General features: G+C 53.8%; 23 protein-coding genes. 11 read left to right on the forward strand and 12 right to left on the reverse strand.

Translation table 11 applies throughout. The features are described from left to right. Nucleotides 1-2 precede the first annotated feature (2 nt). The 6 genes from FIV45_RS14270 to FIV45_RS14295 all read right to left on the reverse strand — a co-directional run bounded on the left by FIV45_RS14270 (nt 3) and on the right by FIV45_RS14295 (nt 4,638). Complete coding sequence (locus FIV45_RS14270; RefSeq protein WP_099475070.1) at nt 3-743, reverse strand: lasso peptide biosynthesis protein; 741 nt, start codon at nt 741-743, stop codon at nt 3-5. Continuing rightward, nucleotides 740-1,423, reverse strand: coding sequence for a GntR family transcriptional regulator (locus tag FIV45_RS14275; RefSeq protein ID WP_099475069.1), 684 nt, complete (start codon nt 1,421-1,423; stop codon nt 740-742). Before FIV45_RS14275 ends, FIV45_RS14270 begins: the two co-directional genes overlap by 4 nt. An 18-nt stretch (nt 1,424-1,441) precedes the next feature. Beyond that, nucleotides 1,442-2,119 carry a GntR family transcriptional regulator gene (locus tag FIV45_RS14280; protein WP_099475068.1) on the reverse strand — a complete coding sequence of 226 codons (678 nt, stop codon included), beginning with the start codon at nt 2,117-2,119 and terminating at the stop codon, nt 1,442-1,444. 70 nt (nt 2,120-2,189) lie between these two features. Beyond that, nucleotides 2,190-2,402 (reverse strand): hypothetical protein, encoded by a 213-nt coding sequence (locus FIV45_RS14285; RefSeq protein ID WP_133118618.1) that lies wholly within the window; start codon nt 2,400-2,402, stop codon nt 2,190-2,192. A 158-nt stretch (nt 2,403-2,560) separates the two neighbouring features. Next, nucleotides 2,561-3,967, reverse strand: coding sequence for a sensor histidine kinase (locus FIV45_RS14290; protein WP_099475066.1), 1,407 nt, complete (start codon nt 3,965-3,967; stop codon nt 2,561-2,563). Beyond that, a complete protein-coding gene (locus tag FIV45_RS14295) occupies nt 3,964-4,638 on the reverse strand; it encodes a response regulator transcription factor (protein ID WP_099475065.1) in 675 nt (224 codons plus the stop codon). The genes FIV45_RS14290 and FIV45_RS14295 overlap by 4 nt, the downstream gene beginning before the upstream one ends. Nucleotides 4,639-5,067: 429 nt before the next feature. On the opposite strand from FIV45_RS14295, the gene FIV45_RS14300 reads away from it, so the two are divergent. From FIV45_RS14300 to FIV45_RS14320, 5 genes are all read left to right on the forward strand, one after another. Further along, nucleotides 5,068-8,838: a PAS domain S-box protein gene (locus FIV45_RS14300; RefSeq protein WP_139932355.1), complete on the forward strand. Its 3,771-nt coding sequence runs from the start codon at nt 5,068-5,070 to the stop codon at nt 8,836-8,838. Then, the gene (locus tag FIV45_RS14305; RefSeq protein ID WP_099475063.1) at nt 8,835-9,314 is read left to right on the forward strand and encodes a response regulator; all 480 of its coding nucleotides are present in this window, start codon (nt 8,835-8,837) and stop codon (nt 9,312-9,314) included. The genes FIV45_RS14300 and FIV45_RS14305 overlap by 4 nt, the downstream gene beginning before the upstream one ends. Before the next feature lie 45 nt (nt 9,315-9,359). After that, nucleotides 9,360-11,057 carry a two-component system response regulator gene (locus FIV45_RS14310; RefSeq protein WP_099475062.1) on the forward strand — a complete coding sequence of 566 codons (1,698 nt, stop codon included), beginning with the start codon at nt 9,360-9,362 and terminating at the stop codon, nt 11,055-11,057. A gap of 169 nt (nt 11,058-11,226) precedes the next feature. Continuing rightward, complete coding sequence (locus tag FIV45_RS14315; protein WP_165777097.1) at nt 11,227-13,086, forward strand: autotransporter assembly complex protein TamA; 1,860 nt, start codon at nt 11,227-11,229, stop codon at nt 13,084-13,086. Further along, nucleotides 13,086-17,453: a translocation/assembly module TamB domain-containing protein gene (locus FIV45_RS14320; RefSeq protein ID WP_099475060.1), complete on the forward strand. Its 4,368-nt coding sequence runs from the start codon at nt 13,086-13,088 to the stop codon at nt 17,451-17,453. The genes FIV45_RS14315 and FIV45_RS14320 overlap by 1 nt, the downstream gene beginning before the upstream one ends. A 30-nt stretch (nt 17,454-17,483) precedes the next feature. Here FIV45_RS14320 and FIV45_RS14325 read toward each other — a convergent pair whose 3' ends face one another. The 3 genes from FIV45_RS14325 to FIV45_RS14335 form a co-directional block, all read right to left on the reverse strand. Further along, nucleotides 17,484-18,470 (reverse strand): zinc transporter ZntB, encoded by a 987-nt coding sequence (locus FIV45_RS14325; RefSeq protein WP_099475059.1) that lies wholly within the window; start codon nt 18,468-18,470, stop codon nt 17,484-17,486. Next, nucleotides 18,467-19,447: a mechanosensitive ion channel family protein gene (locus FIV45_RS14330; protein WP_099475058.1), complete on the reverse strand. Its 981-nt coding sequence runs from the start codon at nt 19,445-19,447 to the stop codon at nt 18,467-18,469. Before FIV45_RS14330 ends, FIV45_RS14325 begins: the two co-directional genes overlap by 4 nt. A gap of 70 nt (nt 19,448-19,517) precedes the next feature. Next, entirely contained in the window at nt 19,518-19,736 is a 219-nt protein-coding gene (locus tag FIV45_RS14335; protein ID WP_099475057.1) for a hypothetical protein, read from the reverse strand. A gap of 135 nt (nt 19,737-19,871) precedes the next feature. Between FIV45_RS14335 and FIV45_RS14340 the strand changes: the two genes are divergently transcribed. After that, a complete protein-coding gene (locus FIV45_RS14340; RefSeq protein ID WP_165777096.1) occupies nt 19,872-20,732 on the forward strand; it encodes a LysR family transcriptional regulator in 861 nt (286 codons plus the stop codon). A 96-nt stretch (nt 20,733-20,828) separates the two neighbouring features. On the opposite strand, the gene FIV45_RS14345 is transcribed toward FIV45_RS14340, so the two are convergent. Then, nucleotides 20,829-21,020: a hypothetical protein gene (locus FIV45_RS14345; protein WP_099475055.1), complete on the reverse strand. Its 192-nt coding sequence runs from the start codon at nt 21,018-21,020 to the stop codon at nt 20,829-20,831. Between the two features lie 252 nt (nt 21,021-21,272). Between FIV45_RS14345 and FIV45_RS14350 the strand changes: the two genes are divergently transcribed. The 5 genes from FIV45_RS14350 (at nt 21,273) to FIV45_RS14370 (ending at nt 25,342) form a co-directional block, all read left to right on the forward strand. After that, nucleotides 21,273-21,551, forward strand: a complete 279-nt coding sequence (locus FIV45_RS14350) for a hypothetical protein (protein WP_099475054.1) — start codon at nt 21,273-21,275, stop codon at nt 21,549-21,551. Between the two features lie 113 nt (nt 21,552-21,664). After that, nucleotides 21,665-22,948: a type III PLP-dependent enzyme domain-containing protein gene (locus FIV45_RS14355; protein WP_099475053.1), complete on the forward strand. Its 1,284-nt coding sequence runs from the start codon at nt 21,665-21,667 to the stop codon at nt 22,946-22,948. Nucleotides 22,949-23,110: 162 nt separating this feature from the next. After that, the gene (locus FIV45_RS14360; protein ID WP_099475052.1) at nt 23,111-24,421 is read left to right on the forward strand and encodes a pilus assembly protein TadG-related protein; all 1,311 of its coding nucleotides are present in this window, start codon (nt 23,111-23,113) and stop codon (nt 24,419-24,421) included. 4 nt (nt 24,422-24,425) lie between these two features. Beyond that, nucleotides 24,426-24,890: a TadE/TadG family type IV pilus assembly protein gene (locus FIV45_RS14365; RefSeq protein WP_099475051.1), complete on the forward strand. Its 465-nt coding sequence runs from the start codon at nt 24,426-24,428 to the stop codon at nt 24,888-24,890. 11 nt (nt 24,891-24,901) lie between these two features. Beyond that, nucleotides 24,902-25,342 carry a TadE/TadG family type IV pilus assembly protein gene (locus FIV45_RS14370; protein ID WP_099475050.1) on the forward strand — a complete coding sequence of 147 codons (441 nt, stop codon included), beginning with the start codon at nt 24,902-24,904 and terminating at the stop codon, nt 25,340-25,342. A 16-nt stretch (nt 25,343-25,358) separates the two neighbouring features. Here the strand turns inward: FIV45_RS14370 and FIV45_RS14375 are convergent, their stop codons facing one another. Then, on the reverse strand, nt 25,359-26,369 hold the full coding sequence (locus FIV45_RS14375) for a hydroxyacid dehydrogenase (RefSeq protein WP_235868188.1): 1,011 nt from the start codon (nt 26,367-26,369) through the stop codon (nt 25,359-25,361). A gap of 184 nt (nt 26,370-26,553) precedes the next feature. Beyond that, a complete protein-coding gene (locus FIV45_RS14380) occupies nt 26,554-26,760 on the reverse strand; it encodes a cold-shock protein (RefSeq protein WP_099475049.1) in 207 nt (68 codons plus the stop codon). Between the last annotated feature and the right edge of the window lie 145 nt (nt 26,761-26,905).

Here is a 26,905-nt window from a genome sequence, read left to right on the forward strand (position 1 = left end):
TGTTAAACAGCCATAATCGGTTTGAAGTCATCCACATGATCCAGTGGACAATTGTAACTCACTTCCCCACCCTGCACCCAGACATGCAGGCTCAGGGGATCGACTGAAACGCCCCAGACAATCTCCGGATAAATACCGTAAGAGGCAAGAAAATCGGCCAACACCAGGGAATCGAACAGGGACTCATCCCGGCTGCTGTAAAACAAAACCTGCAGGATGCGGAACACCTCCACCAGATCACGGGTCTTGATGAAACTCGACCCGCCGCCGCCCCGGCTGACAGCCCGAAGCTTGCGCCGCGCCAACCGGACCGTGATCTGCTCAAGCGAATGACACCACAGAGCCAGCCTCACGGCCAGAACGGCCCTCAAACAACGGTATAAATGCCCAAACCCGATGACGGGAATACCGTCGAAAGGATAGCTGTCCAGGTCACCTTTCACCGCAGGAAAAGAATTTCGCTGTCCTGTTTCTGCCCCATCAGTAGCCCGGCCAACCAAAACATCCTTTTCCACCAGAGACGTCAGGGCCGACATCAGATCAGAAAGGCGGACATCCCCCGGCGGTGTGTCTTCCTGCATCAGCACATCCAGAACCTGCTTTTCACCGGCATCCAGAAGCTGACAGTCATTCTTCCGCAGGTTATAGACCACGCAACGGTCCTCGATACAACAGGTATACACTTGCGGTGCCAAGGCATAACGGTGTTTCAAATCATGGACAAAGCTATCATTCATGATCATTCCGCCTCCGCCTGGGCGCGCCGCAATAACAAAAGCAGTTCCGGCAGAAAAGTGATCATTTTGTCATGATACTCCTGCAGGGCCTGACGCAGGCCGGCGATATCCTTCTGGTCATAAAGCCCGCAGATGTTTTTCAGTTCATCTTTCCAGGTGGGCATCAACTGGCATTCCTGCAGACGGATATAATAGGTCCTGTCATTGACATTCTTGACCCCGTGGAGGATTTCCAGATTACCGGACTGCCGGGCCATATGGACAAACACCTGATTGAGGATATGAACATATTCCGCCGGCGTCCGGGCGCATAATTCCCCGGCGTCATCGCAGAATTTAGGCGGTTTCATCATCCCCGGCCCCGGGGCGGCCTCGCGAATATAGCTCAGCGACAGATCAAGCAACGCCAGATTAAGCACATAAAGGCTTTGAATCTCCATGCCGGAGATTTCCTTGGTGAAGAAACCGGCTTTCGGCACATCCCGGATCATGCGTTCCGCCGCCAGATGAATCAATACTTCCCGGACCGGGGTATTGCTCACCCCCAGGCCATCCGCCAGCGGCTCTACCAATATGCGTTTCCCCAACGGAAGTTCATGTTCCATGATCATGGTTTTGATGCTGCCATAAACGCGATTGCTTTCCGCGATGCCCTTTGTTGTGCCATCGGCTATCCCTGTTTGCATGCCTCGGTTCCTTCGCCTTTATAAAACCGCCATCAGGCGGGGGATGGTTTTAAATCTGGTGAGATGATACTGCGCCACGGCGTCCCGTAATTTCCCGATTTCATTCCTGTGGTACAGATGACATAAATGGGCCACTTCTTCGTCTACGGCCTCAATCAGGGTGCATTCACACAGACGGATATAAGAAAGCCGTTGATTGATCATCACCACCATTTCGGTGAAATCGCTTCGCCCGGCCTGGGTGACAATATGCAGAAACAGTTCGCCGGTAATCCGCACCAGATCTTTTTGCGACAACGGGCCGCCGGTGGCGCCCGCCTTCTCCGCCTTATCCTCCCGGGCAACAAATAACTGCGGGTATTGCACAACCCCGTTCGCCACGTCATGGGCTTCGAGAATTTCCAGGGAACGGTCCAGAAGGACCTTGTTTTCCTCATACAGGGTACAGACTTCAACGTTGGAAAAATGACGGGTGAAAAAACCTGATTCCGGGCGTTCGACCACCACCCCTTCCTGCACCAGACGCCACAGTGCCTGATAAATTTCCTGTCTCGGACAGGGATCCAGAATAATAGCGATATGTTCTACCATAAGATGTGTCTGTGGCGGCAACCCGTGGGTCTGAACCAGTTCCCTGACCTGTTCATAAACCGAACTCCCCCTGCCTTCCGTGATGTCTTCAGCGTCCTGTGTCATATCCTTGTCCTTATCTCGTCTAAACCCCCGGCCTGTCTAAAACTCTGGCTTGTCTAAAACTCTGGCCTGTCTAAAATTCTGGATCTCTCTTGAAAACGTTACCCTTTTTGATCGTCTGACACTGTCCCGGGAGCAAAGCTGTACATCCCGTATCGATATTTTCCCGCATCAGCGGCGCAAGCCAGGGGATATCCCCCGTCACCCCCGGAAAGTCATCCGGATGGGATACCCAGGTTGTCCCAAGAAGATACGTCATGTTTCTGTGCGGATTAAAACCAGTCATTCTGTGTCCTTTTCCCATGCGCCCTGCGCAACCTGCGCTTCAGGCGCCGTCAGTCTATATCCTCAGTATCAGGGAAAATAATATTTTTATCAACTATTGGTTGTGCTGAAGGTGTGCAAATTCTGAGGGATATAACAGGAGGGGACAGAGACGACTTATCAGGCTGAAGGCGGGAAATGCAGGGTAAATTCAGACCCGCCGCCAGGGGCGTTATGATGCTCGACAGCACCTTTATGCAAGGTCATTACTGCCCTCACGATCGCCAGACCAAGACCATGACCGGGGCGGTTGGGTGGGCTTTTGGCGAAGGGATGAAAAATTTGTTCCCGTCTTTCGGCCGTCACCCCCGGTCCCTGGTCCCGCACCCTGACTTCCCCGTTCGGCGTGACCACGACGGAGATCACATCCCCCTTTCGACTGACGGACAAGGCGTTATCCACCAGATTGGCGATGGCGATTGCAATCATTTCCCGGTCCCCGGCAATCGGGACAGTATCCCGGTCAGTGTTAAGCTGCAGGTCAAGACCCTGTTCAATGGCGAGAGGCGCACGATTGGCACAAACGGCCCGTACGACATCCACCAGATTGACCGGTTTTGGCGACAGATCTTCCACTGATTTTAAACGAGTCAGCCGCAGGAGCTGCTCAACCAACGTGGCGATCCCGCGAATATCATGGCGCAACTGGTCTTTTATCTCCCCGTCGATCAGGTCTTCCAGCCGGGTACGCATGATGGTCAGGGGCGTGCGCAGTTCATGGGCCGCCGTCGCCAGAAAGAAATTATGCTTCTCATGGGCCTCCTCGACCCGGGACAGCATCTCGTTCAATGCCCGCACCAGGGGGCGCACCTCCAGCGGCAAACCTGTCTCCGGCAGGGCGTTATGCTTCCTGTCCGGATCAAATTCTTTCGCGACCCGCGACAGTTTGCGCAGGGAATAGACCGCCTGAAATATGATAAGAAGCGCCGTCAGAAGAATGCCGCCACCCAGCAGAAGATGACTTTCAAAAAATACAAACTGCAGACTGGTGATAAAATCCCACAGCTGTTCCCCCCGACTAAACGAGGATGTCTCTACCCCGGCCACTTCGATATAATAGGCCTTGCCCGGACAATTGTTATAACTGACCCGCCCGACAATCCCGGCCTCCCGGAATGGAAAATTCCCCGCCGCGAAATTACTGCAGGGGTAAGGGGCGTCCGGTCGCGGATCAAGGGTATAAATACTTTCCGGCAGGCGCAGCCGACGCGGCGGCCCGCCAAAGGAAATATGGTCGCCTTCCGTTTCGGCAAAGAAACGAAATTTCGGGTTAAGGCGGGCAATCCGCAAAATCGTCTTATTCTGTAAAAGACTCTCGAGGTCGGCATCCTTTTTCAGGATCTCGCCATAGATGATGCCGGAAACCTTGTTACGGTCAAAGGCGGCGGCATCCGTCCCCCCGGGTTCACTGGACCAGAAGGGCAGGATAAAAAACTGAACGAACAGCATCGCCAGCACCACGCAGTACAACACCGTCAACTGAACGAACAGGGAGCTGCGATAGGCCCAAATCTTACCCGGCGTCATGCCTCTTCCTTCATCATGTACCCCACGCCGCGCACCGCATGGATCATCACCCCCGCCCCCTGCTGCGTGAGCTGCTTGCGCAGGCGGGAGATATGGGATTCCATTGTATTGCTCTGGATCTCGTCTTCATAGCCGTAAACACTGTCTTCCAGATGATCGCGGGTCACCACCCGACCGGCGACCTTGATCAGGGTTTCCAGGATTACAAGCTCGCGCCGCGGAAAGCTCACCGGCCCCCCATTGATCCGCACCTGACGGCTCGGCAGTTCAAACGCCACCTTGCCGCAACGCCAGACCCGGTTCTGGTCCGGCACGGGCCGCCGCAGGGCCGCCCGCAGACGCGCCAGCAACTCTTCCGGCTCGAACGGTTTGACGATATAGTCATCGGCCCCCAGATCCAGCCCCTCGACCCGGCGCGAAATATCCCCCAGAGCCGACAGGATCAGAAAGCGGCTTTTAATGTCGTGGCGGCGGGCAAAGGCCACCAGATCCGTGCCCTCGCCGTCCGGCAGCATTCTGTCGAGCAGCACCAGGGGATAGTCCGTCGAGCGCAAGGCCTCCCGGGCGTAGGACAGGGTGGGGGCAATATCGACAATATAATTTTCCCGCTGCAGCAGGCGCTGCACCAGCCGGGCGATCTCTTCCTGATCTTCGACGACCAAAAGTCTCATCACATCATCCTGTTTTTCTGTTCAAACTATATCACGCCAAAGGATCAACACCAAAGGCCCGCGGCAGCGCCAACAATATAATAATCGACATGTTGCGTCGCCAGTCCTTGATAATGCTTAAATATGCGCAGGACACCATTCCCGACCGTCTCACTTGTCTGCTTTTACTTTGTGAACCGTATGGTGCCTGATGAAGCTTGCCCCAAGCTTGCAAATCACCCGACCGAAGCCTTTTCTGTCATTCTTACAGGATGTTCTGAGAGGAATTATCACCTGTATAAAAACTAATTTAGCATTAACTCATAATTAATGCTGGTTGCGTTATTATCCTGAAACTCTTCTTATAAAACCCACCATAAAACCTAAAAAAACAAGCAGGAGAAAAGATTTGCGAGTTGGTGATCAGCTCTACATTTGGGAAAATACAGGATGACAGAACTCATAAAACGACCGCTTCCAGCCCACATGCTGATCGGCGTCTTTATGCTTGTGCTCAGTGCTCTGGTGATGTTCGGCTGGTACAGCAAATCGCCCCTGCTGATTCAGGTGCATGCCGGTCTCGTCCCCATGCAATTCAACACAGCCCTCGGCTTTTTCCTGCTGGGCGCCAGCCTGATCAGCCTGTCATTCCCACTGAAACAGCTCAGCCCTCTTCTGGCGGGGCTGGTGCTTCTTCTCAGTCTTGCGACATTAGTTCAGTATGTCTTTAACAATAATCTGGGGATCGATCAGCTTTTCATAGAGTCTTACATCACTGTGCATTCGCCAAATCCCGGGCGCATGTCGCTTCACTCTTCACTCGGTTTTTTCTTCTCCAGTCTGGGATTGCTGATCCCCGCCATCGGCAAGAAAAACCAATGGTTCTATCTTTTCATGACAATATGTGGCGGCCTTGTTCTCGCCCAAAGCATCATTGCCCTGCTCGGCTACGCAACGGGATATGAAAAGGCCTATGGCAGCGATGAATATTCACAAATGGCGATACACACCTCCATCGCCTTTGCTTTGGTGGGCGTCGCCATCCTGTTGCTCACCAAACCCCCGAAAAACACCATTTCCGTTCAACGTTATCATTTATCCGCCCTGGGCATCACAATCGTTCTGGCCTTTTTCGCCTTTCTGGCGATCACCATCTATTCCGCCGAACAACGGTTGTACCGCAATGTGGTCAAGACGGATATCAACGCCATATCATCAGAGCTTGAAAATGATGTGACCCGGTTGACGCAAACCTTGCACCGTATGGGCGACCGCTGGACGGCGGGCCGCACGCTATTGCAGGACACTTACAGTCCGAACCAGAGGCAAGCGCTACAGGAAAGAATGTGGCGGCATGATGCGGAAACCTATTTAACCGACATTTCCAGCATTGACACGCTGATGTGGGTTACCCCCGAGATCACAGTTCTCTGGTCGGAAAACCGTAACGGCTCTTTAACGTTTTCCGGCTTTTCCCCTGGCATCAAACAAATTATCCGTGAAACGCTCCCGCAGCCCCGTAACCCGGCCATCACCGCCCCGGCCCAGGATATCATCCCCGTCGAAGATGGCTCTGCAGTATTTATTTTCCATCCTTTATATGCCGAAAATCAGTTTCAGGGCTGGATCGTGGCGCTGATGTCGATTGACAAATTCATGGCGCCCCTGGCCCAGAAATCCCTGACCCAAAACTATGTCGTCGAACTGATCAATGCCAACGATACCGTCTTATTCCGATCCAAAGGCAAGGATATAGCGCTTTCCTCATTGATAGATCGTCAGACAATCTCTTTCTTTCGCTTGAACTGGACATTAAAGCTGCAGGCGACGCCGGACTTCTTCAAATACCATGAATTACCCCTGCAATGGTTGCTGACCCTCATGGTGATCGCCTCTCTGGTATCTTTATTCTGGTTGACCCGCCTGTATTTCAAGGGACAGGAACAGGAACAATGGGTCAGCACCCTCTATCAACGTCAATCCGCCGCGCTTGATACCATGCTGGATGGCCTGCTGGTGATTTCCGACAAGGGCATCATACAGGAAGTCAACCGCGCCGCCCTGGCCATGTTCGGATATCACAGGGAAGACCTGATCGACCGCAACATCAACTGTTTGATGCCGGAACCCTATCATTCCGGTCATGACGGCTATCTGCAGCATTATCATGACACCGGCGAGAAACGCATCATCGGCAAAAAACGCACCCTGACCGCCCTGCGTAAAGATGGCACCACCTTTCCCATGACTCTGCAGGTCACCGAAGGCAAAGCCAGTAACAAAAGATTTTACACAGGGGTTATTCAGGATCTGACCGCCCAAATGGCGGCCCAGGAAAAGCTGGCCGAACAGGAAGATCTCGTCAGCGCCCTGTATCAACGCCAGTCCGCCGCGCTTGATACCATGCTGGATGGCCTGCTGGTGATTTCCGACAAGGGCATCATACAGGAAGTCAACCGCGCCGCCCTGGCCATGTTCAATTACAAAAGGTCGGATCTGATCGACCGCAACATCAACTGTCTGATGCCGGAACCCTATCATTCCGGTCATGACGGCTATCTGCAGCATTATCATGACACCGGCGAGAAACGCATCATCGGCAAAAAACGCACCCTGACTGCCCTGCGCAAAGATGGCACCACCTTCCCCATGACCCTGCAAGTCACCGAAGGCAGAACCAAAGACGGCCGGTTTTATACTGGCGTCATTCAGGACCTGACCGAACAAATGGCGGCGGCTGAAAAAATGGCCGAGAAAGATACCTTGCTCAAACTGGCCCAGAAGGATGCCTGGTTAAAATTGGCGGTACAGGATTCTTCCGCCGGGCTGGCGTTGCAGAACACAGAAGGGAAATTCATTGAAGTCAACGCGACCTTCTGTCAATGGCTGGGCTTCACCAATGAAGAAATGCTGGACCTGTACGCCGAAGATATCGTCACAAAGCAAGACCTGAGCATCATCCGCAAGACCCTGAAGAAAATGTTGTCCGGGGAAATTTCAGTCGCGCATCAGGAACGACAATATAAAACCAAGGACGGGTCCTATATCTGGTGTATGGCATCATCAACCGTCGTGCGGAACGAGGACGACAAGATTGAGTTCATCGCGTCTCACATTATCAATATTGAACAGGAAAAACGCCTGGGGATTCAGTTGAAAGACGCCCAGAGTTTCCAGAAACTGATCACCGATAACAATCCTGACCTGATTTATGTCAAAGACGCCTATTCACGTCTGGCCTTTGCCAATCCGGCCTTTATAAAACTTTTTCCCAATAAAAAAATCAATCAGGTGATCGATACCACGCCCAATGAATTATACACGCAGGAAGAAATCGACAACATTCAAACCCAAAGCCGCAAGGCCTTTGCCGAAGGCAAGGCTGAAATAATCCAGAAAGTCAAAGACCCGAGCGGCAGCCCCCGCATTCTGCTGAACACGAAAACCCGGTTTGAAAATGCCGAAGGGGAACCTTTTATTCTGGGGGTCGCCCGCGATGTAACCGCGCAGGAAACCCTTATCGCAAAGCTGGAGAAATCCAACCAGGATCTGGATCAGTTTGCCTATATAGCCTCCCATGACCTGAAATCTCCGCTGAACGCCATTCAGAAGATTGCCTCATGGCTTGAAGAAGACTGCCATGACATTCTTCCGGAAAGCTCAAAGGAACATCTGTCCCTGCTCAAAAGCCGCTCACAACGCATGTCCCGTTTGTTGACGGATTTGTTGATGTATTCCCGGGTGGGGCGGTATGAGTATAAAGATGAAAACGTAAACCTGAAAGACATCACCACTGATATTTTTGAACTGCTGGATGCACCGGAGACGTTCACCTGCGATGGTCAGGATGTAGAACTCGACGTACCCCGTATTCCTCTTGAGATTATTTTACGTAATCTGGTGTCCAACGCCATCAAACATCATGACAAGTCAAAAGGCCATATCAAAGTCACCTATGAACAGACCCCGACGTCCCATAAGATCCAGGTCAGCGACGACGGGCCGGGCATCCCTCCCGAACTTCACAAAAAAGCCACAGAAATGTTTCAAACTCTCAAATCCCGCGATCAGGTAGAAGGCAGTGGCATGGGGCTGGCCATGGTGAAAAAAATCATAGAACATTACAATGGCCACCTGAAAATCAATTCTGACGGCAAGCGGGGAACCATCGTAAAGGTTCTATGGCCGTTCGCAAAAAACAATCCAGGAGAAGACGAATGACCTTGAGTAGTGTTACAGCAATCACCCCCAGTGCCGTCACTTTGTTATTGGTCGAGGATGATGATGTCGACGCCATGAGCATCGAACGGGGATTCCGCAAACAACGGATTGCCAATGATATTGTCCGCGCACGCGACGGGATCGAAGCCCTTGATCTATTGCGCGATGATGCTGTGGGGACACCCTATATTATACTTCTGGATTTACAAATGCCCCGCATGAACGGCCTTGAGTTCCTTGAACAGTTGCGAAATGATCCCGTTCTCTTCAACAGCGTGGTTTTTGTCTTGACCACCTCCCCGGCGGAGGAGGATATCACCGCCAGCTACCGTAAGTATATCGCAGGATATTTCGTTAAGGACGGGGCAGGAGACGGCTTCCTTGATGTCGTCGAAATGCTGCAAGGATATTGGAAAATAGTTCATCTCCCTTTGGTGGATGATGGCAAAAGCAACATAAATAATCGCACTCACTAATCGTCTCTCAGGTAACTGGGTAACATTTGAAGAGTTGAGAAGAATATGAATATTTTAATAGTTGATGATGATCAGGTTGATCGGGAACATATCAAACGCGCATTGAACCATCACAATGGTTACAGCAACATCACAGAAGCCATGACGGTGGAAGAAGGCCTGACGCAATTCCGCCAGAACCATTTTGATGTCATTCTGCTGGATTACTCCATGCCCTGCCGCGATGGTCTCGAAATGCTCATGGAACTGCGCAGTGAACCAAAGGAAAACTGCACGGCAATCGTGATGATGAGTACCTCTGATGAGGAACAACTGGCGTTGCGCTGTCTGCGGGCCGGCGCCCAGGATTTCATGATCAAGGGGGATATTACCGCACCTCTTCTGCGCCGGGCCATTCTCAACGCCCAAACTCGATTTGAACTGGAAAAGAAACTTGATCACAGCTACCACAAGGTCAAGCAGTTGGCCGAAAAAGACAGCCTCACCGGGCTCGCCAATCGTCATATGTTTGACCAGGCCCTGAAATTTGCCATCGCCAACCACACCCGCACGGACTCGCGTCTCGCCCTGCTGCTGATCGATCTGGATAATTTCAAATATGTCAATGATACGCACGGGCATGATGCCGGCGATATTCTCCTGAAAAAAGTCGTAGAACGTATTCAGAAAAATCTCCGTGGCAACGAATTTTTTGCCCGTCTTGGCGGCGATGAATTCGGCATCATTCTGACCAACATCCAGGACACACAGGATATCACGCATATTGCCCAGCGCATCCTGTCTGTATTGAATACCCCCTTTCAGGTCGGTCAGGTCAAGATAAAATCAGCCATCAGCATCGGCATTGCCCTGCACCCGGACAACGGCAAAAATGCCGAGGAAATGTTCAAATTTTCTGACATCGCCATGTATCGCGCCAAGAAAAGCGGCCGCAACCAGATCTGTTTCTTTCAAGAAGAAATGCAGGCTCAGTTCACCGAACGCTATGAAATTGAAGAGAAATTAAGATCCGCCATAAAAGAACAACAGTTTATCCTGTATTATCAACCGGTGATCAGCGTGAAGACCAAGGACCTTATCGGTTTCGAGGCTCTGATCCGCTGCACAGCGCATGAAGACATCCATCTGCCGGATGTGTTCATTCCGGTGGCGGAAGAATCGCGCCTGATCCTGCCGATCGGCCGTTGGGTAATCACAACCGCCATACATCAGCTTTCCATATGGAACGCAAAGTCAGACGTGCCATTGACCATGGCGATCAATCTATCGGTGGTGCAATTGACAGATATTACCTTGCCTCAATTTATCGAGGAAGAACTCGCAAAATACGACATTAATCCGAACCTGATTGAATTTGAACTGACCGAAACAGCTTTGCTGGATAATTCCGAAGACAAGATCCATGTCATTAATCAGATACACAAAATCGGCTGCCGGATTGCTCTTGATGATTTTGGCACGGGCTTCTCCTCCATATCTCATTTGCAGAATTTCCCCCTCAATACGGTCAAGATCGACAAAACCCTGATGCCGGCCAGCCAGGACAACGCCAAGGCGCTTTCCCTGATTTACGGGCTATCAACCATGATCCATTCCCTGGGGCTGGAGATCGTCGGCGAAGGCGTGGAAAGCTCCTCTCACGCCACTCTCTGCGAGAAACTGGAAATTCAAAAGGCCCAGGGATATTTTTTCGGGAAACCCTATACGGAAGACGAAGTCGAAGAGACTTACTTCAAAAAATAGATCCCCGGACCTTGCCCCCTTCCGATCAGGATATCCACAAACGTCCGGGACCATGATCTGCCCCCCAATGCCTGGCCCGCCAGAAGCATTGCCTTACCCCTGACTTTGCCCTATATCAAACGATGAGAATCATATTTCCGCCGTAATAAAATCGTAAATGTGGGACACCTTGACAGAAAGAACGCACAGCATAACATCGCCGTCCGGCCCGGGAAAATCCAACAGCAGCAAAACCCTGCGGCGGATTGTCTTCACCTGTTGTCTTGGCATGTTTCTGGCATTCGCAACAGGCGCGGTGATCCCCCCGACCACAGCCTCTGCCGCCAACCCGCTTAACTATTCCCTGTCCATCATCGGGCTTGAAGCCGACAGTATGAAACCGGTCCTCACCACCTTCGAGGCCGCCTCCCTGCTCAAGGCCGATCAGGACGTCCCGATGCTGTCCATCGCCAATCTGCATCAACATATCAAGGATGATATCAAGCTCCTGATCAAAATCATGCGGGCGGAAGGCTATTATGGCGGCAGCGTAACCGAACGCCTGAGCCGAAAACGCAATCATTTTGATATTGAACTTCAGGTGGTGCCCGGGCCCCGTTATCAGATTGGCGATATCGTTATCACCTACCGCGACCCCGCGCCCGCCGCACAGATCCAGCAGCAAATCCGCCAGAACCTGCCGCTGGCCATCGGGGACCCCGCCCGGGCCGCCGATGTGATTACCGCGGAAGCCCACCTCAGTCGCCGCCTGCCCAATCTCGGGTTTCCTTTTGCCCAGGATATTGCCCAGGATGTCCTCGTCGACCACCAGACCCGGCGCATGACGGTCACTTTCTCTCTGAAGACAGGCAATCGCCAGCGGTTTGGCGACACCCGCATCACGGGCCTCCAAAATGTCAAGGACAGCGTCATCACCCGCTTTGTGACATGGTCTCCCGGCGACTTTTATGACGACCGGCAGATCAATGACCTGCGGGGTCGCTTGTCCAGCACCGGCCTGTTTGCCGGTATAAACATCAAACCCACCCCGCAGGAAGACCAGACCGCCGACATCACCGTGGCCCTGATCGAGGCCGAACATCGCACCATCGGGGCCGCCGCAGGTTATTCCACCGCCGAGGGCATCAGTGGCGAGCTCAGCTGGGAACATCGTAATTTCATGCAGGAAGGCAACCGGCTGAAACTGGTGGCCCGGGGCGCGGAACTGGAACAATCCTTTTCCAGCCGCCTGGAAATACCTCATTTCGCCAGACTTGATCAAACCCTGTCTTTCGAGGCCAGCTACCGGCGTCAGGATACCGATGCCTTCTTTGCCCATACGCTGAACAGCACCGTCGGGCTTGACCGCATGATCACCGACCACATTGGCGCCAGCGCCGCCGTGGAACTGGAATATAGTGATATCACCGATAGTGAAGGCAACCGTAATTTTTATATTGCCGCCCTGCCGATCGGCGGCCGCTGGGACAATACCGACAACCTGCTGGACCCGCAACATGGCTGGCGTCTGTCCCTGATCGCCGCCCCGACAATCGGCATGGACGGCAAGCAATTTACCTTCGTTAAAAGTGACCTGCGCGCCAGCGTCTACTATCCGCTCGCCACAGACCAGCTTACCCTGGCGCTCCGCACCCGTCTCGGGTCAATCACCGGAACCGACCGGGAAACCCTGCCGGCGACACGGCGTTTTTATGCCGGCGGCGGCGGATCGGTGCGCGGGTACGGGTTTCAGCGGGTCGGTCCCGTAGATGCGGAGGATGTGCCTCTCGGCGGCCGGTCCGTGACCGAAGTCGCGGCCGAACTGCGCTGGAAATTTATGGATAACATCAGCCTCGTCCCCTTTATCGAAGGCGGCAATGTCTATGACAGCAGCCTGCCGAAACTGTCCGGATTAAGATGGGGCGCGGGTCTGGGCGCAAGATATCATACGGATTTCGGGCCTGTCCGTCTGGATGTCGCCGTTCCGCTTGATCGCCGCACCGGTGAAAGCCGGGTCCAGATCTATATCAGTTTGGGGCAGGCCTTCTGATGAAATTTTCCCTGACAGACATGAAATCCCTTTCCGGTCGCCGCGTTGGCAAGATCATCGCCAAGGTGAGTGGCGGCGCTCTGGCGCTGCTGCTCATCCTCCTGATCGGCACAGCGCTTTATCTGGATACGCCATCAGGACATAAACGCCTGACCACCTGGATTGAAAACAGCCTGCGAACCCCGGACCAGACCGTGCGCCTGAGCCCAATAGAAGGGTCTCTGTTTACCGGCTTTCGCCTCGCCGACATCACATTTTCCGACCGGGAAGGCCCCTGGCTTACCCTGACGGACGTTGATCTTGACTGGTCACCGTCGGCGCTCCTGCGTCAGAAAATCATGATTTCCCGGCTTCAGGTCGCCACCGCGCGGCTGGTCCGCCTGCCCGAAAGCACCGACCATCCTCAACCCGCCGCTACCGCCCCGATGGACTTCACCCTGCCCCGGTTACCGGTAGACGCGGAAATCGCCGATTTTGGCCTCAACCAGTTCCTGCTTGGTCAAAAAGTCATGGGCATTCGCGCTACATTTACCGGTCAGGGGGCGCTCAAGCTCACCCGCCGGGACGGCATCCTGTTACGGCTGAACCTGATCAATCAGGGAGCCAGCCAAGATGAGATATCCGCCCGCATCGCTTACCCTGGCCCTACAGAAAACCTGTCAATTGATGTAACCGCCCGCGCCCCCGAAGGCGGCATTTTCAGCCGAATGATCGGCACGACACCGACGCAGGATGTGGTTGCCCGTCTTACAGGGGATGGTCCGCTGGAAGACTGGCGCGGCAGTTTCCGTCTGCAGGTGGGGGAAACCACCATTGCCGATGCCAGCCTGCGCAATACGGATAAGGCCTTTGCCCTGCGCGGCACGCTGGATTCCGGGGACATGATCCCGGAATCCAGCGCCGCTCTTTTGGGCCGGACCGCCCGCCTGTCTGTGGATCTGACCCCGTCCCCGGCAGACACCCGCACGATCCTTGATCTGAAACTGGTCGCCGACACCCTGACCCTGACGGCCCAAGGCGCGGTCACCGGCGACGCCACAGCCTCTGTGCAGCCGGTCAGCTTCAGCCTTGACCTCACCAACGCCGCGCCGGTCAACAAGATGTTTGCCCCTGTGCGGCTGATGCCTTTCACGCTCAGCGGAAAAATCAGCGACATCACCGGCAATCCCAAATTGCAGCTGACCGCCCAAGGTCTGCGGGCGGGTTATGGCGCCGACATTTCGGGACGTCTTTCCGGCCAAATCCGGGCCGAAACAGAAGGCCAGCGCATCACCTTCAGCGCCAAGGGGAAGCTGGACGAACTTTCCGGGACCCGGATCACGCCCTTCACCGCCCTGACAGCTCCCGGCCTCGACTGGAGCCTCAATGGACATGCAAATCAGGACAGCGGGACGCTTTCCCTGTCGCAGGCCCGCCTGAACAACCCTCGTTTTGATAGCGAAATGACCGCGACATTTAACCGCAGCAGCGGGAATCTGTCCGCCCGGATCACCGCCGCCCTGTCCCGGCTTTCAGGCCTGAGCCCGTCTTTGAACGGCAGCCTCACCAGCGTCATAAACCTCTCCCGGGAAGACCCGGATGCCGCCCTGACCGCCGCAGTAACCGTCGCAGCCCGCCAGCTTGATCTCGGGGATGCTACGGCCAGCGCGCTTTTCGGACCCGCCCCGGTATTTTCCGCCCATATCAGCCGCATGGCGGATGGCGCCCTGAACCTGAAGCAGGCCCGCCTCAACGCCGCCCACCTCACGCTGACGGCCGACGCTCACTTGTCCCCGCAACAGGTTATCCGGCAAAGTAATTTCTACCTTGTCGTCACCGACCTCGCCGACCTGTCCGGTCAGGACGCCCTGCAGATGGACGGCGGCATTGAATTTACCGGCCAACTGTCCGGGCCGGTGCGCGCCCCGGCCCTCACCCTGGAAACCGGCATCAAGGCCCTGACCCTGCAGGATGTCACCCTGCAAAATGTCACAGCGCGTCTGGAGGCGACAGATATCATTCAGCGTCCCGCCGGCAGCGCCACCTTGCACGGTGAAAGTGATTATGGCCCCTTGCAGGGCGGGGTCACCTTCACCAGCCCGACACAAGAACTGATCCGGCTCTCTGATCTCACGCTCACATTTGGCGCCCTGCGCGCTGCCGGGCAAATCGACCTGCCAAAAGGACGCCCCGCACTTGGCCGGATCAACCTTCTGACCGCCGGGACCGACCTCGCCGCAAACGCCATTAAAGGCACCCTGTCCGCAGAAATCATGCTCGGGGAACAGGACGACGCCCAACAGATCACCGTTCAGGGACGCGCCAGTGAAATGGCGTTGCGCACCGGCCCCCGTGACCTGACAACCTTGAAGGAAGCCACCCTGTCCGGGGATATTCTCCTGATGGACAAGCAGCCGCGGATCAGCCTCACCGCCGATTTTACCGCCTTGTCTCATCCCCGCCTGCAGGCCAGTGAGGGTCATCTCCGCATCACCCAGCAGGAGAAAGACAAGACCCTGTCCTACGATCTCGCCCTGCGGGGGAATGATATCATGCCCTATGACCTGACCCTGTCCGGCACGGCGCCCCAACCGACCGAATCCGGCCGCGACATTACCTTAGGCTTCACCGGCACCGTCGATCAAACCCCGGTCGCCCTGAAACAGCCGGTCACGCTCTCACTGAGACAAACGGGCTTCAGTCTGACGCCTTTTAAAGTAGAACTCGGCAAAGGCCATATCAGCGGCCGTTTCACCCGCGCGAACAAGGCGCTTCAGGCCAGCCTGACAGCGGACAATGCCGACCTCAGGCCACTCCTGGTGTTTGCACCGGAACTGCCTCTGGTTGGCCTTCTCAACGGCACGGTCCGCCTGAACGCCACAGAAAACACCACCGACGGCGCCTTTGACTTACGCCTCACCCAGATCCCGACCCTGGTGCAGGGCATGGCGTTTCAGGCGCAAGGCACGCTCGCCCCCACCGGCCTTGACCTGACCGGCAGCGCCCGCCTGAACGACCAGTTCCAGGCCGACTTCACCGCCCGCCTGCCGTTGTTTTATGATGCCGCTGCTCCGACGTTCCACTTTCCCGCCGACCAGCCGTTATCAGGGCAGTTCAGTTGGCGCGGGGCGATTGACCCGTTATGGCCGGCCTTTTACCTGACCAGTCATGATCTCGGTGGTGACGTGACGCTTGACCTGATGCTTGGCGGAACAAAAGCCAATCCGGATATCGATGGTCATCTGAGCCTCAAGAACGGCCGTTATGAAAACCTGAAGAGCGGCTTTGTCGCCACGGACCTGGATATGGCGGCAACCATCGCCGACCGCAAACTGACCCTTGACCATCTGACCGCCAAGGACGGCGGCACCGGCCAGCTGACCGCCAGCGCAGAAGTCCTGTTGAATGCCGACCTCAGTTATCAGGCGCGGGCCGACCTGAAAATCGACAAGGCCCGCCTGGTCCGGCAGCCGGAACTCGACGTCACCGCCTCTGCCGACCTTGCCTTCCTGAAAAGCCCGGCCGCCACGTATTTCAAAGGCGACATCACCGTCGACAAGGCCGATATCCGCGCCGTCAACGGCGGGGCCACTGCCGTGCCCGTGCTTCAGGTGCGGGAAATCAACCACCCGGACCAGGGACCGGAAACAGAGCCTGAGCAAGGGCGTCATCTGGGCCCCTTTCCCCTGGGCCTGACAGTCAAGGTGCCTAGCCGGTTGTTCATCCGCAGTTATGGCATGGATTCCGAATGGCGCGCCGACATGACCATTGGCGGCACCACTGACAAACCCGTTGTTACCGGCGGGGCGCAGTTAATCCGGGGCACCTTTGACTTCGCCGGCAAGACGTTTGATCTCACCCGTGGTTCCCTGACATTTCCCGACGACAAACGCAATGACCCGTTGCTTGATATTGTGGCGGAACTGGAAATGACTGACCTGACCGCACAGATCGCCATCACCGGGCGCGCCTCGGCCCCGAAACTCACCGTCAGCGCCAGTCCCGATCTGCCTCAGGATGAAGTCATGTCCCGAATTCTGTTTGGGACGTCTGCCACGGAACTCTCCGCGGTCGAGGCTCTACAGCTAGCCGCGGCGGTGCATTCCCTGTCCAATGGTGGCGGCCCCGGACTTCTGGGCAACGTCCGCAGCGCGCTCGGAATTGACCGCCTGTCGATTGACAAATCGCCCGACCGTGATCAGGGAACAACCATCACCGGAGGGAAATACCTAACGAACAATATTTACATCGAAGTCACCACCGCCCCGGCGACAGGAGAGACCGCAACGTCCGTGGAAGTCAGCCTGTCCCGCAGCCTGTCCCTGATCACCCGTCAGACAATGAGCCATGACCGCAACCTTGCCCTGCGCTGGTCCTGGAAATATTAATATCTGTAAAAGACGACAGAAGGGGGCGGCCTAAAACCATTTCAGTTTTTTAAACAGCCAGACCTGCAAGGCGACGATGCTCACCAGCAGGCCGCAGAATATCCAGAAGGCGTCGGCATTGTCCGCCCCGGGAATGCCGCCGACATTGATCCCCAACAGGCCGGTAAAAAAGCCCAGCGGCAAAAAAATCGCCGCAATCACTGACAGGATATACATATTCTTGTTCAGGCGATCGGCAATCATGTTGGCCAGTTCGTCCTTGACGATCTGGGCCCGTTCACGGATCGCGTCCAGGTCTTCCACATACCGCATCACCCGGTCCTGACTTTCCTGAAGGTGACGTTTGTCCTTGGCGTCGAGCCAATCAAAATTACACAGGCGGAAATGCCCGATGGCGTCCTTCTGCGGCGCCATATAGCGGCGAAAGATAATCGCGCGTTTGCGGATATTGATGATGGTTTCCCGTAACGAGACATCCGGCCCCTCGAGAATCTCTTCTTCCACCCGATCCGTCATATCATCCAGACTGAGCAAGGCCGGTTCCATACGTTCAAACAGCCGTGAAACCAGCTGGCTGACGAATTCTCCCGCATTTTCAGGCCCCTTGCCCTGGATGATTTTTTCCGCCATGTCCGCCACCGCTTTCAGTGGCCGACGTTGCAGGCTGATGATGCGTTCCTTGTCAATCCACAGCCGAATGGACACCATATCTTCCGGATCGGCATTTTCATTCAGATTAACGCCGCGCAGGATAATAAGGGCGCCGTCGCCAATTTCGGTCACCCGCGGCCGGGTTTCGTCCGCCAGCAGAGCATTAACAATATGTGGATCAAGGTAGGATATCTCCTTTTCAAGCCACGGCTTGGTCCCTTCTTTCTTCATGTCCAGATGCACCCAGGCCAGATGCTTATCCTTTAGCGCCGCCCCGACCTCATTCTCGATCAGCGCCCGGCCCCCGCCGACGCCATCGAATTCATAGGCCATCAAGATCGGATCGCTTTTGCCTGAAGGGGTCATGTAGGCGTCTCCTGATCGGTTAGCGCCTGTGGGGTCTTGATATGCAGGTCGCGTTGGGGAAAGGGAATTTCGATTTTGTTTTCCTTGAACTTGCGCCAGATCGAAAACAGAACGTCACTACGCGGACGCTTGCGCCCGTCAATGATATTGTCGACCCAGAAATACAGGGTGAAGTCGACGGAACTTTCACCATAATCCACCAGGAAACACTCCGGTCCCGGAGACCGGCTGCAACGGGGATGTTCCTGAGCCGCTTCCAGGATCAGGGCATATGCCGTGTCCAGGTCAGAGCCATAGGAAACCCCGATATTGATATCAATGCGGCCCTGATTATTGCTGTAGGTCCAGTTGGTCACCCGGTTGGTGATGAAATCTTCGTTGGGAATCATAATTTCCCGGCCTTCGAAGGTTTCCACCAGGGTGTAACGGGCGCCGGTCTGACGCACGAACCCGACCGTGTTGCTGTCCAGTTCCACCAGGTCGCCTTCTTCCACCGATTTTTCAAACAGCAGGATCAACCCGCTCATGAAATTGGAGGTGATTTTCTGCAACCCGAAACCGACACCGATGCCGACGGCGCCACTGAAAATGGCGAGACCGGTCAGGTCAATGCTCATCACATCCAGGGTAATCAGCAAGGCGATAAAATACACCAAAATCTGAAACACTTTGGTCAACAGGGCCCGGTTGCTGGCCTTGAGTTTCGTCAATTGCTTGATCCGTGTTTCACCAAATTCAGCGAAGATGCCCGCCAGCCAGAAGGCAATGATGACCGTCAGGACCGCCTTGAGCAAAAGATAAGCCGAGAAACGCACCTCCCCGACCGTGAAGGCCAGGGCGTTGGAATCAAGAAAAGCCTGAAGTGGTTTCAGATATCCCAGAAACCCAAGAGACAGAAACGCCACGACCAAAAGCGCCAACAATACTTGCGCCACCCAGGCACGGGGCTTTAACAACACCGTCCAGATTTTCCTCATTCCCTGACCCTTTGTTTCTTCCTTGCCGCCATAGGTAACTTTATACCAGACTTGGCTTTTCTTTCATATTTTATTTTAAATCAGGTCCTTGGCGCACCTGAATCCGGCGGTTGAAATACAACGCGTCAACCAACTGGCAATATTCCGTCAAACAGGACCGGGCCTCTTCCTCGCGACCACGCCAATGATCAACCGCCATCCGCCGCTGCAACTCTAAAAGCCGCTCTGCGGATAAGGTTACTTCCCCTGCCTGTACATCCTGCGTTCCCCAGGTTTCCTTCTGTGCCATGGTTCTGTTCAACCTCCGTATCCTGTCCGTGAAGATTCCATCCGAGGCCGACAATATCTTCTTTTTTCACATTATAAAATCGAATATAATATGATAATGTTATTTAATTTTTAAATGTATAGAAAGTCGCTTTTCATGGATATCACCCAGGTCAGAACCTTTATCGCCGTGGCCGATACAGGCAGTTTTATCGCCGCCGCCGACCGGGTTCATGTCACCCAATCGACCGTCAGCATCCGAATCCGTAATCTGGAAGATCAGCTCGGCACTTATCTGTTTGAACGCAGCAAACAGGGCGCCAGCCTGACGATCGCCGGCAAGCAATTTCTCAAGCACGCCATTGCCCTGACCAAGATATGGGATCAGGCCCGTCTGGATGTTGGCATCGGGGAAGAACATGAGACAATTTTGCGCATTGGCGGTCAGGTCAGCCTGTGGGACGGTTTCCTGATGAAGTTGCTGCCCTGGATGCGCGTGCATGCCCCCGAAATCGCCATCCGCACGGAAATGGGCTATTCCCCGGACCTGACGCAAAAACTGTCGGAGGGGTCCATTGATATCGGCATCATGTACCGGCCGGAACATCGCCCAGGCTTCAAGATCAAACAGATTTTTGAAGATGAAATGATCCTTGTATCTTCACAGGCGGAAGATAAAGACATCTTTGAAAATGATTATATTTTTGTCAATTGGGGACCGGAATTTCTCAGTGATCATGCGTTGAACTTCCCCGATATGAAAACGCCGCGTGTCTCGCTTGACCTCGGCACCCTGGGGATTGAATATCTGCTGCTGTCCCCGGCCAGCGGGTATTTCCCGCGACGTATCGCCGAGCCCCTGATCCAGGAAGAACGGGTGCGGCTGGTCGACTGGGCGCCGAAATTCAATTATCCGGCCTATATATCCTATGCCGATGACATTGATAGTGATCTGATGAATATCATATTGAAAGGCATCAAGGTGATCTCCCGGGATGTGGGACACAACCCCCTGTAGGCCAGTTGCGGAAACAGGCCGCTCAGAAATTCCTTTCATGACAAAAGGAATTAAAGAGCGGCGCGTCTCCCAGTTCGGCCTCAACTGTTTCGGGAATTACAGGAAGTTCTCTGTAAAATCCTCTTTTCTTGATTTAGGACGGCGCGGGCGTTTGCGCCATTTTGACCCGAGTTTATCCTCAAGAAGATCTTCGTAATAATCGTCATCTTCATAGCCTGCGAATTCATAGGCATCTACCATGTCAAAGAATTCTGCATTGCTGAGAAAATCCATTTTATTGTGTTTCATAAGCTTTCTCCGCCTGTTTACGCTCAAAATTCCTCCGAAGAATATCAAAATCAAAATATTTGAAAATCGAATTTATTACATGATTGTTATTCGATAAATAAATATTAGGGCCAAATAAAACGCGTAATTCTCATGACAAGAATGTTTATATTCAATTATCGAATGATAACCATGCAATTAAATCTCTTTATTCTGGGGTCATCCTTATGATAATTCCCCCACTTAATTTAAACTTCATCAGGACATGAGAAGATGAAAAACTATATGACACCCGCCTTGTTCGCCGCCGCCTTTATTTCTGTCGGCACCGTTGCGCACGCCGCTGATCTGAAGAATATGGATGCGGTCAGCTACACCCTGTATGTGGAAACAGAAGAGGCGACAAAAACTGTCGTTATTGGCCCGAATGAAACGATTAAAGATATCTGTGTTGACTGCTATATCGCTATTGAAGACAACGACAGTGATATCTCCATCGCGACAGAGCCCAAACTCGTCATTAAAAATGGTCAACTGGTTATTGAGGAATAGGCAGGACCTTTTCTTTTCATAAAAGCTCCCCCTTGCCCCTTGGGTATCTGTAAGGTTCAGCATATCTTTGTGGTTCAAGGGGGGTGCTTTTTTTGCATAGGATTTACACCAACATGTTCACCGATCCATCTGAGCACCGCACAGATCATGCCGTCTGCGCCTTCACCCTTTCCGACAACCAGATCTCACCGGATGTCAGCGAGACACTTGATATCAGTCACGATATGACAGATCAGGACATCCGCGACCTGCGGCCGGCGCTGCCGGTGCCTTTGCTGATGCCTGATGTGGTGCAGCAAAAGACCACAGATTTCGTTCGGCATTTCACCGGACACGTGATGTATGCGGTGAAATGCAATCCCGACCATGTTTTTCTCGACGCCATTTATCAGGCGGGCGTGCGCCATTTTGATGTGGCTTCTATCGGTGAAATCCGCCGGATCAGCGCCCGTTTCCCCGATGCTGTCCAATATTTCATGCATCCGATCAAAGCGCCGGAAGCCATTCGTGAAGCCTATATCAATCACGGGGTACGGGCGTATGTACTTGATTATGACGGTGAACTGAAAAAGATCCGCCATGAAACCAATGACGCCCCTGATCTGGAACTGATTGTCCGGCTGGCGATCCCGAAGGAAACAGAACAGCGTGACGTGGCCACCGACTTTTCCAGCAAGTTCGGGGCGCAATTTGATCAGGCTGTCAATCTTCTGAAAGCCTGCCGTCCTCATTGCGCCATCCTGGGCGTCAGCTTTCATGTCGGTACCCAGTGCCAGGACCCGGACCGTTACGCCCAGGCCGTCGCCTATGCCGCCCGGGTGATTGAAGAAAGCGGCGTTGTCGTCGAAACCCTTGATGTTGGCGGAGGTTTTCCGGCCGATCTGGAGAGCGCCACACCATTGCCCCCCGTACAGGCCTTTACCCAAAGCATCGCCGATGCGGTGTCGGCAAACGGCTTGAATCACATGCATCTGCTGTGTGAAGTTGGCCGCGGCCTTGTCGCCGGGGGCGGGGCCCTGATCGTGCGTGTCGAAGGCCGTAAAGAAGACCTGCTGTATTTGAACGACGGCACCTACGGCGGCCTTTTCGAAGCCGGTGGCGCCATCGGCCTGCCTTACCCCGCGCATTTGATACGCCGGGAAGAACGGGCATTTCAGGGACAAATCCGGGCCTTCCGGTTTGCCGGTCCCACCTGTGATTCAGTTGATATGATGCAGGGTCCTTTTATGTTGCCGGAAGATGTGCAGGTCGGTGACTGGATCAGGCTTGATCAGCTCGGGGCGTATGGTGAAGTCTCCCGCACTGATTTTAACGGTTTCGGCGCCGTCCAGAAAATCATTTTGCGGCCCCAAAACGCCGCACCGGCAGAAGCCGACAAAACAGCGGTCCACGCCTGACCCAATTGTCCTTCCAGCGCGCCTGAAGAAACCTTCAGAAAAGCGCGCTGGATCGACAAAGCAGTTTTAGATTTAAATTGCACCTATTCTTAATCGGTTATTAGCAGATTCATATTAGAATTCTGACGATTCACAATATCGAATAAGAAGTGGTTATATCATATGGCGAACATCGTCCAAAAATACCTTTTGCAGCAGCTCGGCCGATTAAAAAAATCGACTTCTGGCGCGGCGCTGGTTTACTTTGCGATCCTGGTTCCTTTAATCGCCGGATTTGCCGGCTTGGGATTTGATGCGACAATGTGGTTTATGCAAAAACGCCAAATGCAGACCGCAGCTGATTCCTCGGCTCTGGCCGCGGCTTACGCCTTATCTAAAGACCAGACCGATCAGGAGATTATCCTGGCAGCCACAAAAGACGCCGAAGCCAATAATTTCACCACCGGCAACGGCAACAGCCTGTCATTGACCACTCCACCCGTCACCGGGGGATATGCCGGCCAGTCAAACTATGTCATGGTCAAGTTAAACCACCCTGCGGAACTGGTGTTCACCAAGATGCTCGATATAAAGGACATCGAGATCAGAACAACGGCCACGGCCGGTATTCTGAAAGTAGGCGAGCATTGCATTCTCGCACTGGATGAAACCATGGACAAGGCGCTGGAATTCTCCGGGACCTCTGACGTGGACATCAATTGTGGTGTTGCCTCCAATTCCAACAGCACTGAATCCATCTACCTTAATGGCACCGCCACATTATCCGCCAACCCTTCGGCCCAGGCCTACGGCGATATTTATCAGGGCACGAACGCCACACTGAACACCCCGAACCCAATTCAGCCCCTGTCACAACGGGCCATCGATCCTTATGGCCCGGAAGGACGCGACCTTGAGGTACCGACATTGCCGTCCATCTGTATCAATACCGGAAGCCTTCAGATCAAATTAGGCGATCCCGATCCGCTTCCTGGCCGTTATTGCGGTGATATGACCTTCAATGCCAATGCAGACACCACACTGGCGCCCGGTGTTTATATTATTGATGGTGGGGACCTGACCATCCGGGGCGGCGCCACACTGAGCGGCACGGGCGTCACCTTCGTTCTGACCGCCGCCGATCCCGATGATATCGGGACAGTCGACATCGGAGGTGGAGCGACAATTGACCTGACAGCGCCAAACCATGGCGATTATGCCGGCATCGTTTTCTTTCAGGACCCCCGCGCGCTCTACACAGAAGGCGATAACAAGTTTCTCGGTGGCCCCGCGATGAACATCAAGGGTGCCGTTTATTTCCCTGGTCAGGAATTGCGGTTCAGCGGCGGATCAAGCACCTCTTCCGGGTGCCTGCAACTGCTTGGCCGCAAGGTCACCTTTACCGGAAACTCGAAACTCTACAACGATCAGTCCGATTGCGCTTTTCTCGGGATCGAGAAAATTTCAAGAACCCTGGTAACCATGGTGGAATAGAACAATGGCACAGATACTCAAAACATTTTTCCTTAAACTGCGCGCCTCGACTGCGGGCTCCTCTCTGGTCGAACTGGCGATGATCATGCCTATCCTGCTGCTGATTCTGGTCGGCACCCTGGATATGGGGTCCATGTTCATGCGCAAAATGGAACTTTCCAACGCCGCCAAGGCCGGCATACAATACGCCATGGTCCGCAAACCGGTTCAGGGCGACCTGACCAACATCAGAAACGCCGTCCGCAGTTCTCTCGGCACCTCTATGACACCCGGCACGGAAGTGGCCGTGGAACTCTACTGCATCTGTAATAATGTGAAGCAGCTTTGCACCACCGACTGTACAGATGAAAATGTCAGCGCCTTCGTAAATATCGAGGTTAAGGAAGACTATACCACCCCTTATTTCAATTACGACTGGTTCATATCGCATTTCCCGATCAGGGAATCCGCGACCATCAAGTTAAACTAGGATCTACGATCATGTTTACTCTCCCCTTTAAAAAGCTGAAAAAGGATACGTCCGGCGCCACCATGATTGAGTTCGCGTTTGCCGGTCCCGTACTTCTGTTGCTCACATTTGGGTTCTTTGAATTCTGTCGGGCGCTTTTTATTCAGGGCGTGCTCAATTATTCCGCCGAACAGGCCACCCGCTACGCCATGGTCAATTTCGAACAAAATAACGTGGATCAGAATTATCTCGACAGCGTGGCGATCCAGATTAAGAACCATGCCCGGGACAGTTTCATTCTTATCGACGAAAACAAGATCACTGACTTCGACGTCACGGTCGCCGTCAATCCAGGCGACATGACAAAGACCGTCAGCATCGCCATTGATTATAACTATTCAATGATCATGCCTCTGGTGCCGCAATCCACCTTCACCCTGACGGGAAAATCCGAGTCCTTTCTAATTCAGTAAAATTTTATGTCAGATCTTACGTCACGACATTTTGCAGCTTTCCGTGCAGAAAGCCCTGAATATTGCCCGCCGTCGTGCGCAGGATCTTTTCGACCGCTTCCGTGGTATTGAACGCGCTGTGCGGGGTGATGATCACATTTCTCATGCGCAGCAGAAGATGATCCGCCAGCAAGGTTTCCAGATCATGCTCCTGACTGAAAAAAGACCTCAAAAGCTCCGCCTCTTCGCGTATAGAGGGCTCTTCCGGCAAGACGTCCAGGCCGGCGGCAGCCACCCTGCCCTCGGCCAGCGCCCGCAGCAGCGCTTTCACATCGACCACCGACCCCCGGGCCGTATTGATCAGAATAACCCCCTTTTTCATCCGGGAGAAGGCTTCCCCGGAAATCATATGCCGTGTCCCCACCCCGCCCGGCACATGCAGGGTGATGCAATCCGATTGCGTCAGCAGGGTCTGCCAGTCCACATAAGATAAACCGGCCTGCCGGGCAAAGACCTCGTCCGGGGCAGGATCATAGGCCATAACCTCCATACGGAAACCGCGGGCGATTTCCGCGACCCGTTTCCCGATATGCCCGGTTCCGATCACCCCGAGGGTTTTATTCTGCAGATCGAACCCCCGCAAACCCGCCTGGGAAAAGTCGCCGCGCCGGGTGCGGTTAATGGCCTCTGGAATATGGTGACTGATCGCCAGCAGCAAAGCGAAAACATGTTCCGCCACAGTGGTTCCGCCGTATGTCGGTACATTGCTGACCGGAATTGCCTTTGTCCGGCAATACTCAAGATCAATATGGTCAACCCCCGTCGACCGAGTCGTAATAAATTTCAGCCGGGAAAAGGGATCCAGTGTTTCACGATCTAGCGTCGAATGCACAAAAGTCGAAATAACATCGGCATCCAGATACACCGCAGCGCTTCGCGCATCAAGCCGCTTTTCACAAAAAGCAATCTCTGCTTCGCCGCACAGATGCTGCAGGATATCGCATTCCCATTTTTCCGTTTCAAAAAAAACGATCTTCATTTTCGCCATGAGACTTCCCTTTTCAAAAATGTGAAAAAGACTCACCCCCCGGTCCAAACCTCACCGTAATTCTGGAAGCATACGACAGTCCGTCTCTTGCGGCGATGATTTGCCATCAACTCACCTAAAAAACGGACATAAAAAAAGGCTGGCACATGGCCAACCTTTTCATATTCTATGCAGCTGTCACTGATTACATCAGGGACAGGTTTCCTGCAGAAGAACGACCGCGACGGTCTTCTTCGAGTTCGTAGGAAACTTTTTGGTCATCAGCAAGACCGCTGAGGCCCGCTGCTTCTACTGCAGAAATATGAACAAAAACGTCTTTTCCGCCGTCTTCAGGTTGAATAAAGCCATAACCTTTAGTGGCGTTGAAAAATTTAACAGTACCGTTAGCCATTGTATCAAGTCCTCTTACGCATATTAATATAAAGCCGGAGAAGTAGCGTAAGAAGGTATCTCGTCAGGCATCAAGTGATCAGTGGTTCTTTCCATCTGATGCAACTTCTCTACACCGTAACAAGCGACATGTAAAGGATTAGTTC

The organism is Paremcibacter congregatus, from assembly GCF_006385135.1.
Classification (GTDB): Bacteria; Pseudomonadota; Alphaproteobacteria; order Sphingomonadales; family Emcibacteraceae; genus Paremcibacter; species Paremcibacter congregatus.